We start from the raw sequence: 13,867 nt of genomic DNA, 5'->3' as shown, positions 1-13,867 counted from the left end.
GGCCTTATAGCCTTATACTACAAAACCAGACTTATAAAACTTTTTATATTTACTATCTAATTAATAGATTACTTTAAGTTAGCGAAGTATCCTAAAGTTCTGATTAATTGGTTAGTGTATGACATTTCATTGTCGTACCATGAAGCAACTTTAACTAATTGTTGTCCGTTAACTTCCATGATCTTAGTTTGAGTTGCATCAAATAATGATCCGAAGCTTATTCCGATTACGTCTGATGATACTATTGGATCTTCAGTGTATCCGTATGATTCGTTTGAAGCAGCTTTCATAGCAGCATTTATTTCTTCAACTGTAGTGTTCTTGTCAAGTACACAAACTAACTCAGTTAATGAACCAGTTATTACTGGAACTCTTTGAGCGTTTCCGTCTAACTTACCAGCTAATTCTGGGATAACTAATCCGATTGCTTTAGCAGCACCAGTTGAGTTAGGGATGATTGAAGCAGCAGCAGCTCTTGCTCTTCTTAAATCTCCTTTTCCGTGTGGAGCGTCTAATGTATTTTGGTCATTTGTGTAAGCGTGGATTGTAGTCATGAATCCTTCTTTTAATCCAAATTGATCATTTAATACTTTAGCCATTGGAGCTAAACAGTTTGTAGTACATGAAGCACCTGATATAACTGTATCGCTAGCTTTTAATATTTCATTGTTTATGTTGTAAACAACTGTTGGAAGGTCGTTTCCAGCTGGAGCTGATATAACAACTTTCTTAGCACCTGCTTCGATATGAGCTGAAGCCTTTTCCTTTGAAGCGAAGAATCCAGTACATTCTAAAACGATGTCTACGTTTAATTCTCCCCATGGTAAGTTCTTAGGTTCTCTTTCTGCAGTTACTTTAATTTCTTTTCCGTTAACTACGAAAGCTCCTTCTTTAACTTCGATTTCTCCATCGAATCTTCCTTGTGCTGAATCGTATTTGAATAAGTGAGCTAATGTTTTAGCATCTGTTAAATCGTTGATTGCAACCACATTAAATTCAGGGTTGTTGATCATTAATCTTAATGCTAATCTTCCTATTCTTCCAAAACCGTTAATTGCTACATTTACCATATTGTAAATACCTCCTAAAAATAGCTTTTATAAAAATTTTTTTTATAAACAAATTAATTTAATTATCTACTTGGCTTCAGTTAATCTTCTTAATATTTCACGCCCAGTAGCTTCATCGGTGACTAATACACCATTTTTATTATTTCTTTGAGTCACAATAATTGACTCTACTTTATTTTTTCCACCAGCCACAACAATATGCGTGTTAATTTTTCTGGCTTCATCAATATTTATTCCAATAGCGGTTGTATTTGATACCACTTTTGAATCTTTATCAAAATAACATCCAAATGCTTCTCCTATAGCTTTAAGCTCTGCTAATTTAGAAATACTTTCATCTGAAAGGCCTCTTTTATGAGCCATCTCAAAAGCATTACCTACTCCGTATACAAAAATATCTGCATTATGTATACTTTCAACAACTTCTTTTATTGATTTTTCTTCTTTTAAAGAATTTAAAATTTCTAAACTAACACTTTCAGGAACATGAAGCATTTTGTAAGTTCCGTTAACTTTTTTTGCAAGTGATGCTACTAATGTGTTTCCTTGTACTTCTACATTTCTTCCCATTCCACCTCTTGCTGGAACTACCAATACATTAGATATATTTCTAATGATTTCAAAGGCTTCAACAACTTCTTTAACAGAACTTCCTCCCGTTAAGGCAATTACTGAATTGCTTTTAATTATTTTTTTTAAATAATTTGAAGCAGCTTTACCTATATCCTTAAGGATTGACGAATTGCTATCTACATCACCTGGAACTATTAAAACATCTTTTAGAGAAAGTTTTTCTTTAATATCTTTTTCAATATCAGATAATCCTCTAACTTCATGAATAAATCCACTTAGCTTATCAACTATCTCTTCTCCACTTTTAGTTACATTCATACCAGGGGTATTAACTTCTATTAATCCTTGCCCTTTTAAAAAGCTTACTTCTGTTCTAACAACTCTTTCGCTTAAAGAAAGCTCATTTGCTAAAACTCTTCTTCCTATGGGCTGATTTAAAAATATAGTCCTTAGTATATTGTACCTTTTCTCGAGTACCTCTACAAGTTCAGGAACTATCTTCTTTTGCAATCTTAATATTTCCTGCAACTTCAACACTCCTTTTGGTCACAAAGCGTCCCACACTTATTATTTTCGTCCCACAAGAACATTATAAGTTATCTTGACTAATTTTTAAAGTATAAATTTAATTTTTTTTGATTTTTATACCTATTTTTTGTTTAGAAACTACTCTCAAACCTTATATTTACAGTAATCCATTGCAATTATAATCTTTTTCTTTTACTTGAAGATTTGATCCCAAGTTCCTCTCTGTATTTTGCCACAGTTCTCCTTGATATATTCATCCCATCTTCTTTTAACCTATCACATATAAATTGATCAGAAAGTGGTTTTTTCTTATCTTCTGAATCAATCATCTCTTTTATGGTATTTTTTATTTTTATTACTCCAAGATCTTCATTGCTTGAAGATACAGCTACCCTAAATAAATCTTTTATTTTTACAGTACCTCTATCAGTTGCTATGTATTTATCTTTAATAGCTCTACTTACTGTTGACTCATGAACTTCTAACTCTTCTGCAATTTCTTTTAAAGTCATAGGTCTTAAGTAATTGTATCCCTTTTTAAAATATTCCCTTTGTCTTTCAATTATTTTTTCTAAAACTCTATATAAAGTACTTCTTCTTTGTTCAATACTTTTAATTAAAAATAATGCTTTATTAAGCTTCTCCTTAACGTATTCTGATGCCTTTGCATTATCATCATTATTAATAACTTGCTTATACGTTTTATTTATGGATAATCTTGGTATAACACTATCATTCATTATTATTATGAATTCCCCATCAATTTCTCTAATCGCTGCATCTGGTATTATAAATTTAACTTCTTCACCAGTATAAAAACCCCTTGATGGTTTTGGTTCTAGTTTTTTTATAACGTCTCCATATCTCTGTGCCTCTCTTGGTGATATATTTAATTTTTTGCCTAGTACTACATATCTATTCTCTGCTATATCCTCTAAATGATTTTTTACTATTTCGACCATAATATCATCATCTAAAGCTAATTTATCTAATTGTATAAGTAAACATTCTATTATATTTCTTGCCCCTATACCATAAGGTTCTAAATCTTGTACTATTTTCAAAACCTCTTCACCTTTATCTAAAGAAATTTTAAGTTCCTCACAAATATCCTTCAAGTCACATTCTAAATAACCTCTATGATCTAAATTCTCTACTATGTAATCTCCAATTTCTTTGGTATATTCATCTATTGATAACTCCATTAATTGCTCATGTAAATATTCCTTTAACGACTTCATTTCTGATATAAAATTAAAAGGAGATACCTCCTCCTCATCATATGATCCATAACTTTGCGCTCCATAGTTATCAAATTCAAAATATTTTACCATTTCTTTGTAATCATACTTATCCATTACCTTATCCTCACTAATAGAGGATTTTTCCTGATTATTATCTTTCATATCAAGTATTGGATTTTCTTCATATTCTTTATCTATGTACTCACGCAAGTCATTTACTGACATTTGAAGCATTTTTATAGACATTTGCATCTCTTGAGTCATAACTAACTTCTGTTCTTGAGTTAGATTAATAGAATACTCCATTTTCATAATATCACCCATCTCCACTTATCTGTTTATTTATACACATATTCTTTTTACAGTTAATTATATCATAGAAATTTTTAGTAATAAATAAGCGTGTAATGGTTTTACCCCACCATCCCAAGTATTATATCATGCTTTAAACTCTATGACTTCAAATATCATTTTTGGCACTTTTATTTCTTCTGTCTTTATTTTTTCTTTATATTTTTTTAAATCCTCCATAGTCTTTCCTGATACAGCCTCACTAGTTGATGGAGCATAATCTATCATTTCTTCTTTAATTCCTAGTTCTTGAATATTTTGAATTCCACTTTTAAACTCTCCATTTTTTACATTTTCGCATAGATTAAATATTGCTTTATCCACACTTTTAATCATAGAAGATATTATTTGATCACTATACTCAGGCACAGTAACTCTTTGATCAGTATCTACTCCAATAACTTTTTTACCTCGTTCTTTTGCTGCTTTAAACACTCCGAAACCCGCTTTACCACATGCTTGGAATATAATATCACACCCTTCATCATAAAGTTCTATTGCATTCTCATAAGCTTTCTTTTCATCTGCAAAACTTTGAATAAATCTTACATTACTTCCATCTATAATTCCCATAGCCGCTTTTTCATTGACTGTCTTAAGACCGGCTGCATATCCACTATAGAATTGTAGCCCTATTTCATTATTCATACCTCCGATAAAGCCTACTTTATTTGATTTTGTTTCATCTCCAGCTACCACTCCCATTAAAAAGGACCCTTCTTGATGTCTAAATAAAACTGATTTCACATTTGGCTCTTCAACGTCTTCATCTACAATAGTAAAACTTTTATCTCTTCTTTCTCTTGAAACTTTTTCTACAGCAGCCTTCATTTCAACTCCCATAGCAACTGTCATGTCGCTCTTTTCTGCGAGCTTTCTAAGTCCTTCATCAATCTTTTCTTTATCATCTTTAGTCTCAATATATTCTGGAATAATTTGCATTTCTTCTTTTGATCTTTCTATTCCTTTTTTTGCAAGTTCTCCAAAAGATGCATCCTTAAAACTTTGAGCCATAAGTCCTATATGTATCTTTCTTGATATAGACTTTTCAAATTTTGCAACACACCCACCAGTAAGCATTAATATGTATAAACAGACTAATAAAACCAATAAAATAGAAATTTCCTTATTTCTTTTTAGCTTATTCATATAAGTTCACCTCAATAAAATTTATCAATTTTATTTTTTCCAATTACTTTTTTTTAATACAAAATAAAAGAAGTATCAAAATCTGATACTTCTTTTATATATTGTAATCTCTTATATAATATTATAATTTCTTCTCACCTATAAAGAATACACCAAGAGCTTTATCACCTGAGTGTATTCCTACAGAACAACCAACTGGTCCTTCTATATAATCAATATCGTGTTCTTCTAGATATTCTTTCAATCCACTACATACCTCATCATGATTTACGTTTGCTATAACTACTGGTAAATCTTTTCTTGGAACTAATTCTTCCATATCATTTATAATTCTTTTAACAGCCTTTTTGCTACCTCTTACCTTACCTTTTAAGGCAATAACCCCATCTTTAACTTCAAGTACTAACTTAATTCCAAGCATTCCTGTTACAACACTTACTGCCTTTGGAAGTCTTCCACCTTTAACTAAGTTATCTAATGAATCAAAACTTAAAGAACTACTTAAATAAGGCTTAATTTCCTCTAACTCTTTAGCTATCTCTTCAATTTTTAAGCCTTGATCTCTAAGTTTAACTGCTTTTATTACAAGTAGACCAAGTCCTGATGTTATTGTCTGAGAATCAACAACTTGTACATCTTCTGTCTCTAGCATTTGTTTTGCAAGACATGCTGATTGATATGTTCCACTCATTCCTGATGACATTAGAACTGCTAAAACTTTATAGCCTTGATTTATATATTTTTCATACACTTCTACAAATCTATTTGGAGTAATTTGAGCTGTTGTTGGGAAGACATCACCTTCATCTATTCTTTTGAATACTTCCTCTAAAGTTATTTCTATTCCATCTAAGTAACTTTCTTCACCAAAATTTATAAGAACTGGCAATACTTCCACATCTAATTCTCTTAAAAGCTCCTTCGGTAAATCAACGGTGCTATCTGTTATAATCTTAATTTTTTCCATTCCTCATTCCCCTTTGCTTTATTTCATATTAGGAAATCCAAACTGTCTTAATGCTTCATAAGCAATTATTGCAACTGTATTTGAAAGATTTAAACTTCTCGTGCTAGTCTTAATCATTGGAACTCTTATTCCTTCATGAGCATTGTGTACATCTTCTGGAACTCCGCATGTCTCTCTTCCAAACATAATGAAATCACCTTCTTTAAATTCAATTTCATCATAATGTTCTCCACCATGGGTTGTTGCTAAATATATTTTATTATCTCCATACTTTTTCATGAAATCTTCATAGCTTTCATGAACTTCTAATTCTAACTCATCCCAGTAATCAAGACCTGCTCTTTTTACTTGCTTTGAGCTTATATCAAAACCTAGTGGTTTTATTAAATGAAGCTTAGCTCCTGTTAATACACAAGTTCTTGCTATATTACCTGTATTTTGTGGTATCTCTGGTTGATACATAACTATATTTAAATTCAAAAAAATCACCTTCCATTATCGAATACGAGAAAAAAGAAGATGAATTCACATTCATCTTACGCTTTTATAGCCCTATCCTATTTTAGACTATAATAAAAATAATACTACATCACTTCTTTTTAGTCAAAGAATTTCTATATACTTAATTTGTTATTTTTACATTTTAAAACAAATAAACTTATCATCAAATAATATACTTTATTATACAATTTTTAATATATTTACTTGCTTTATCCTTAAAAAATATTTTCATCCTTTCTAATTCCTCTTTATCATAAACATACTTTGTATATCCAAATTGACCGTACTTAAGCGTTCTATTTTCTTTATCCATCGGAAGTTTTGATTCAGGATATACACTTAAGATTTTATTCTTAGCTCGTTCTGTATATCTATGAGAAATTACTTCTATTTCAATCTTTTTATCTATATCTCTAAACTCTTCACCTATTTTTTTGATAAGATTTTCATACTCCTCCATCCAATTTTCATATATGAATACTGGAGCTATAATAAATCCTATTTTATATCCATCATTATATAACTTTTTAGCAGCTTCAATTCTTTTTATAAATGGATCTGTTCCTCTTTCAAATTCTCTTATTATTTTATCCGTATTCAGACTAAATCTTATAGTTGTTCTACCATTATGTTTTGCACCTATCAATGAATCAACATTTGAAAATTTTGTTACAAATCTAAAATAACTATATTCATTTGATCCAAAAAATTCTATTGCAGTTTTCATTGCTCCTGTATATTCTTCTGTAGGAATTGGATCTGATGTAGCTGCACCTTCAAAAGTTGTAGTTTTAGGTTTTCTTTCATTAATATAATTTAGTGCCTTCTCTAATATTTCATCGACATTTACATAAATTTTCGTATAGGGTCTTTTACCTAATTGGGTGTTTAAATAACAGTATTCGCACATACCACTACACCCACTGATGAGAGGTAATTGATAATTAGCTGATGGCTTACAACTTTGAAACTCTGTTATTTTTCTAACTCCTACAACCAAAGAGCTTTTACCTGAAATAAAGCTTTGTATAGGACTTTCTGCCTTCTTACCAATAAACCTTCCACCTTTATTTACTATAACTTCTGTATCTTCCTCATTAAAATAAGAAAACAATCTTTTTCCTAATGGATATTCTAATGACTTTTCATCAAAAATAACTTTAGCTGGTTTAAACATAAAATCACCTCTAAAGTAGTATTTTCTTAAATTTAAAGTATTTATACGTCTATCTTGTATTTAATATAAATTTTTCAAGAGCTTTTCTCACACCATCATTTACATTTGTATCTGTTATATAATTTGCCTTCTCCTTAAGCTTATCAATTGCATTTCCCATGGCTATTCCAAGACCTGCATACTTAATCATTGATATATCATTCTCATTATCACCTATACATATTATTTCTTCACGTTTAATTCCATAATGCTCTGCTAAAATCTTTACTCCATTTCCTTTTGATACCCCATGTGCATTTATCTCTATACTTCTATTCCCAGAGCTGTAATATACAATATCATCTATATTATCAAGTTCTTTTCTAAACATCTCTGTTCTTTCTGGAAAAATAGAAAACATTATACATTTTGTGATTTCACCTTTATATTTATTTAATTCTTCACTCCACTTTTGTTCTTCCTTTATAGTTTCCACACCTATTGAAAAGTCTTTGTTCTTTATTCCAGGAATCACTATCCTAGTTATTAAATTACTAATATAACTATTAGTTATAATTTTATCTATTGTATGTAAATGTAAAACAACTCCACATTTATCTGCTATTTTAAGTAACTTCTTACACGTATTTTCATTAATTTTACTTTTAAAAATAATGTCACTACTTCTCTTTTCCCTAACAACTGCCCCATTACCTGCTATAACAGCTGCTGATGCCCCTACAAGTTCTGAATAGTATGCCGCATTATTATAAAGTCTTCCAGTTGTTATTACCACTTGAACGCCTTTGTTTGCAACTTCTTTTATTACTTTTTTGCTTTCTTCTGAAATAGACTTTCTCTTTCCAAGCAAAGTTCCATCCATATCTATACATACCATTTTATAACTCATATTTTCATCTCCATCATCTACTATATACTACAAAAAGCAAGTTATAATATTATAACTTGCTTTGTTATATAATTTCTCTTATATATTATTCTAAGAGAAATATTCAAATTTTTCCACATATTTTTAATTAATTAAACTATATTTAACTTTTTTAACCTTATTTTGTTCCAACTCTAACTTTCTTAGGCACCATAGCATAATTATCTGTTGAAACTAATTCTTTATTTATAACTTTACCATTTTCATAAGTAACTTGATATCCCTTCGAAACATATCCAGTTTGTCCAGATGATTCTACAATCCTCGTCCCCTTTGGCAAGCTTGGATCTTTTATAATTTCTTCTGTTGGACTTATAGTCTTTATAACTTCATTTGTCATGTCATAAGTCTTTCCACCTAAACCTTTAACGTCTCCATAAACTTTAAATGTAACATTTTTATTATGAGTAATCCCTTGAATATAAATTGGGAAATCATATGGATTTTTAAATTTATAATCTAAATATCCCCATGCTACAGTTGCATCAAGACTTGGTTTTGAATATCCAACTGTTAATGAGTGATTATGTCTTTCTGTTGATCTGACATTTGCTCTCATTACAGCTCTATAAAGTGTTGATGATACTTGGCATATTCCACCACCAATATCTTTTTCTACTTTATTATTTATATAAACGTTTCCTTCTTTATATCTACTTTTATCAGTTTGACTAATATCACTATAACTAAATACATCACCTGGCATTAAAAGTGTTCCATCTACAAACTCAGTTGATACATCAATATTTGTTGCTCTATTTGCATCTGATGACTGGAATGAAGTAGTAAATTCGCCCATAACACCATTTATCTTAGATAATTCCGCTTCTGTTACCTTAGGTTTATTTTCTTTATCAATTACTTCTACTTTTGTTGCTTCATCAACATTACCATTTATTTTAGCTTTAAGCTCTTTGTTAAGGTCTTCTTTATTTATTCCATACCCTACTTTCCCTGGTGATATTGAAATATTTCCTGAATTACTTATATTAATTTTAGCATTTTGTGGTGCTATGCTAAGTTTCTTTATTACTTTATCTTCTAATTCAACTAATTTCTTATCACTATAACTGAAACTAAGTTGAATATCATGGCTTGTACCACCTTTGTTTTTTATTAATGAATTCTTTTTAAAAATACTTAAATCCTTTCCATAATCAAATGCTTCACTCACAGTTTTATCAATATCATATTTAGAATCTATTTCTGAATATTTAGCTTCATACTTTTTATCCTTATCCTTAACATCTATAATAATTTCTTTATTATTTATTTTATTAGCAAACTCCTTTTTAAGTACCTCAGTAGCTTCTTCTTTGCTCTTTCCACCAATATCTATACCTTGAACTATAACTTTTGGATAAATTTTATTATTCCATTCATTTATTGTACTATTAATTGATGCAATATATGCACCTGTACCTATACCAATCATAGCAACCACTGCAACAGTTGCTATTAATATATGCTTTCTTTTATTTGGGTCACTCCCATCTTTCTTGTGGCCCGTCTCACGCCTCTCCATTCGACTCCTCACCCTTCGTCCTCCCTTTTGTAATAATTTCTAAATTTATATATAAATTGGTTATAAAATAATTATATATTATAATTACTAAAAATATAATATATTTATATAATATTATATAAATACATTAATATAGAGTCTTTTAAGTTTTCTTAAAAGGCTCTATATTTTTATTATAATTTATAACAAATTGGTATTTTAACTTTAAAAACTTCTTTGAATTATCTATACTTTAAGTTTATAGTGACTTCTAACTTGTGATGTTTCTCCATCGTAATCAAAAGCTTCTATAGATATATTTAATACTCTATTGAATGGCTTATAAATTGTACTTAAAGGAATTCTAAAACTAGTATCATCTTTATCAACTGTTCCTACCCAATAATTATCTACGAATATATTGTATCCTAATAAATCTATATCACTATTCTTATTCCATCTTACATAAATATATTTATTATCATGTGTAACCGTTAATCCTCTTACTTGCCTTGGCTGCATTAGAAGATCTAAATTATCAGGGCCCCAGTTTGCGTCTACTGGGTTACCAACACCATTTACAGTTTCATTTTCGCTATACTGCCATATTCTCCATCTCTTCCAACCTCCTATATTTGGCGGAACTGGTGGATTGCTTGGAACATTTCTATACATTGCTATCCATAATGGCATGTTGCTTAAAGGATAAGTTCCATCACTCTTTCTAAAATTATCATAAAGCTCTATAAAGAATAAACCAGTATATAACATAAGCCTTCTTCTAGTCTTTTTTTCAAATCTATCTCTAAATCTGTCTACCCAATTTAAAAGAGCATCTGTATCCATTTTAGGTTCTATTGGTGCTTCCACATCTAGTACTGGGAATAAATCGCCATAATTTTTATTTCCAAACCCCCTTTGAAGTATGGCAATAAAATCGTCACATTGAGAATCAGCTGTTAAAATATTATATGATGGTAGTGCATAGTGATATGCCCCAACTGGTATACCATAACTTCTGCTTTCTCTTGCAAATTCTAGAAATCTTTTATCCTCTCTAAATCTCCCTGAACCAGAACCTGATGATCTTAAGTACAAAAAATCAACTGTAGTTGCTAATGTTCTAAAATTAACTCCCATGCTATATTCATTTAAATCTACACCAAAAGTGCTTCTAGCATTCCTATCTTGCATAACTCCTCCAAAGAAAATACTTATTCTTTATTAAAGTATTATTTTTCAAGATATAATGTTCCTTAAATAGCAAAAAAGATAAATAATACTAAGAAGCTATAAATAATAGATTCTTAGTATTATAGTAATAAACATATTTTAAGTTTTATAGTTAGTATAATATTAAGCATTTGTAATTCTTTTCTTTATTTTTAAGCAATATATTTTTTATATTTTTAACCTTATATAAAAACTTATATCATTTCCATAGCATTCTCCCCAAATTTTACCACCATGCATTTCTACTATATTCTTAGATATAGCAAGGCCAAGACCCGAACCACCTAAGTCTGTACTTCTTGATTCATCTAATCTATAAAATCTATCAAATAGCTTATCAAGTTTTGCTTGCGGAATATTTTCACCTCTATTTTTTACAGCTATTGTTGCATACCCATCCTTTGAATATACTCCAATGATAACTGCGCCAGGCTTATATGAATACTTGACTGCATTAGTTAATAAGTTCTCAACTACTCTAACCATCTTTCCTGGATCAATGCTTACAATAATCCTTTGATCAGTTAATGTTTTAACCTGCTCTATATTCGAACTTTCAAAATAAGGCTTCATCTCTTCCGATACTTGTGATACAAAGTCTACAAGATTCACCTCGGCTTTATCAAGTTTCATTCCATTATTATTAAGCTTTGTGTATTCAAATAAATCTTCTATTAAAATTTTAAGTTTTTCTGATTTATTATAGGCAATATTTAAGTATTCATCTCTTGTTTCTTCATCTCCATATTTTTTATCTTTAACAAGACCAATATATCCCATTATAGATGTTAAAGGTGTTCTTAAATCATGTGAGACATTAGTAATTAAATCCGCCTTCGTTTGCTCTGAATTTTGTTGTGCTTTTATTCTTGTATCTATATCTTTTGCCATATTATTTACGTTCATTGCAATATTAGCTATTTCATCATTTCCACTTTCAGGTATCTCATAACTTAAATCTCCATCTGCAATATATTTAATTCCCCTTGCAATCTCATCTAAGTATTTTGTCTTTTTATTACTTGCAATTAAAAACAATACAACAAATATAATTATTGAAAGAATTAATGCAAGATACGAATTAGTAACTTCATACTGAACATACTCTATATTCGCATTAGGTATTCCACTATAAATTAAATAGTACTTTCCATTTTCAATATCAATCGGATATAGCACTGTATACTCACTTGCATCATGTTCATTTTTATAACTTCTTGATACATTTTTTAATATATTAAATATATCAAGTTTTTCTTCAGATGCACTGGAATTTCTATATATTACTTTTCCATCTATATCTGTTATATACACTTTATCAGAATTTCTTGAAGTATTATTTAAAATATCTTCGAAAAACTTACTATCTGTAATCTTTAATTTATTATACTGTTTTCCATTACTATCTTCATTTTCTTTTTTATATTCAATTTCATTCATTATATTTTCAGCATTTGATTCAATATTACTATAGTTATATCGTATCTCCGCATTAGTCTTAACATCTCTAAACATATCATTTAAGATTCCATAAGATAATAATGCTACTAAAAAACATACTCCAAATAGAATCATAAGTTCAAATCTAATACTCTTTTTAATTTTCTTATCTATATATGCTACTAATTCTTTAGCCTTTTTTGTTATTCTGAGAGTAGATATTTTATTGACTATTCTGACTCTAAACTTTTCTTTAGGTGTCTCCGATTTATTTTTTTTATTTTTCAATTTTATATCCTACCCCCCAAACAGTTTTTATAAACCTTGGACTTCTTGGATTCTCCTCTATCTTTTCTCTTATTTTTCTAATGTGAACCATAACAGTATTATCTGATTCCATATATTCTTGATTCCATACACTCTCATATATATTTACCATTGAAAATACTTTTCCTGTATTCTTTGCAAGTAAAACTAATATATCAAATTCAGTTGGAGTGAATCTAATACTCTTATCCCCTAGAAATACTTCATGTGTATCTAATTTAATTACTAAATCATCTATTATTATTGTTAGATCACTTTCTTCTTTGCTTTGATAACTATTAAACTTTTTGTATCTTCTAAGCTGTGATTTTACTCTTGCTATAAGTTCTAATGTATTAAATGGCTTACTTAAATAATCATCAGCTCCCATATTAAGTCCTAATATCTTATCTATATCCTCTGATTTTGCTGAAAGCATTATTATTGGTAATTCGCTTTCCTCTCTTATCTTTAGGCAAGTTTCTATACCATTTAATTTTGGCATCATTACATCCAATATAACTAAATCAACTTCATTTCCTCTTAATAAATATAAAGCTTCTTCTCCATCTGCAGCTTTTAAAGTTTCATATCCTTCACCTTTTAAATATATTTCAACTAAATCTCTTATTTCCTTTTCATCATCTACAATTAAAATCTTTTCTTTACTCAATTTAATACCCCTTCCTTATATTTGTGGATACTATCTTTATCATAAGTAAATTATAAATTTTACTTCTTAAATAATTATCTCACAAATTCTTAATATATTCTTAAGATACATATTTTACAAATCATATCTTAAATTCTCTTTTAGTATACTTATGTAATATGGTACATGCAATACTACTTATTAAACAAAAATAAGCTAAACCTTTTAGGCATAGCTTATTTAA

Annotated in this window: 12 protein-coding genes; all 12 read right to left on the bottom strand. The window is 29.2% G+C overall.

Translation table 11 applies throughout. The features are described 5' to 3' along the window. Positions 1-68: 68 nt before the first annotated feature. The 12 genes from gap to JOC62_RS08615 all read right to left on the bottom strand — a co-directional run bounded on the left by gap (position 69) and on the right by JOC62_RS08615 (position 13,644). The gene (gap, locus tag JOC62_RS08670) at positions 69-1,070 is read right to left on the bottom strand and encodes a type I glyceraldehyde-3-phosphate dehydrogenase (protein ID WP_204594871.1); all 1,002 of its coding nucleotides are present in this window, start codon (positions 1,068-1,070) and stop codon (positions 69-71) included. Between the two features lie 66 nt (positions 1,071-1,136). Beyond that, positions 1,137-2,171 carry a sugar-binding transcriptional regulator gene (locus JOC62_RS08665; protein ID WP_204594870.1) on the bottom strand — a complete coding sequence of 345 codons (1,035 nt, stop codon included), beginning with the start codon at positions 2,169-2,171 and terminating at the stop codon, positions 1,137-1,139. Positions 2,172-2,347: 176 nt separating this feature from the next. After that, a complete protein-coding gene (gene rpoN, locus JOC62_RS08660) occupies positions 2,348-3,727 on the bottom strand; it encodes an RNA polymerase factor sigma-54 (protein WP_204594869.1) in 1,380 nt (459 codons plus the stop codon). A gap of 126 nt (positions 3,728-3,853) precedes the next feature. Continuing rightward, positions 3,854-4,915, bottom strand: coding sequence for a BMP family lipoprotein (locus JOC62_RS08655; RefSeq protein ID WP_204594868.1), 1,062 nt, complete (start codon positions 4,913-4,915; stop codon positions 3,854-3,856). Between the two features lie 121 nt (positions 4,916-5,036). Then, positions 5,037-5,882, bottom strand: a complete 846-nt coding sequence (locus JOC62_RS08650) for a DegV family protein (protein ID WP_204594867.1) — start codon at positions 5,880-5,882, stop codon at positions 5,037-5,039. Positions 5,883-5,900: 18 nt separating this feature from the next. After that, positions 5,901-6,362 carry a tRNA (cytidine(34)-2'-O)-methyltransferase gene (locus JOC62_RS08645; protein WP_204594866.1) on the bottom strand — a complete coding sequence of 154 codons (462 nt, stop codon included), beginning with the start codon at positions 6,360-6,362 and terminating at the stop codon, positions 5,901-5,903. 184 nt (positions 6,363-6,546) lie between these two features. Continuing rightward, complete coding sequence (gene splB / locus JOC62_RS08640) at positions 6,547-7,560, bottom strand: spore photoproduct lyase (protein WP_204594865.1); 1,014 nt, start codon at positions 7,558-7,560, stop codon at positions 6,547-6,549. Between the two features lie 49 nt (positions 7,561-7,609). Continuing rightward, the gene (locus tag JOC62_RS08635; protein WP_204594864.1) at positions 7,610-8,449 is read right to left on the bottom strand and encodes a Cof-type HAD-IIB family hydrolase; all 840 of its coding nucleotides are present in this window, start codon (positions 8,447-8,449) and stop codon (positions 7,610-7,612) included. A gap of 157 nt (positions 8,450-8,606) precedes the next feature. After that, positions 8,607-10,013, bottom strand: a complete 1,407-nt coding sequence (locus JOC62_RS08630; protein ID WP_204594863.1) for a VanW family protein — start codon at positions 10,011-10,013, stop codon at positions 8,607-8,609. Positions 10,014-10,238: 225 nt separating this feature from the next. Then, positions 10,239-11,186 carry a glycoside hydrolase family 25 protein gene (locus tag JOC62_RS08625; protein ID WP_204594862.1) on the bottom strand — a complete coding sequence of 316 codons (948 nt, stop codon included), beginning with the start codon at positions 11,184-11,186 and terminating at the stop codon, positions 10,239-10,241. 207 nt (positions 11,187-11,393) lie between these two features. Continuing rightward, a complete protein-coding gene (locus JOC62_RS08620) occupies positions 11,394-12,953 on the bottom strand; it encodes a sensor histidine kinase (RefSeq protein ID WP_204594861.1) in 1,560 nt (519 codons plus the stop codon). Then, the gene (locus JOC62_RS08615) at positions 12,943-13,644 is read right to left on the bottom strand and encodes a response regulator transcription factor (protein ID WP_204594860.1); all 702 of its coding nucleotides are present in this window, start codon (positions 13,642-13,644) and stop codon (positions 12,943-12,945) included. The genes JOC62_RS08620 and JOC62_RS08615 overlap by 11 nt, the downstream gene beginning before the upstream one ends. Between the last annotated feature and the right edge of the window lie 223 nt (positions 13,645-13,867).

Source organism: Clostridium sardiniense (genome assembly GCF_016907995.1).
GTDB classification, from domain to species: Bacteria; Bacillota; Clostridia; order Clostridiales; family Clostridiaceae; genus Clostridium; species Clostridium sardiniense.
This window is presented reverse-complemented; position numbering and strand designations above follow the sequence as displayed.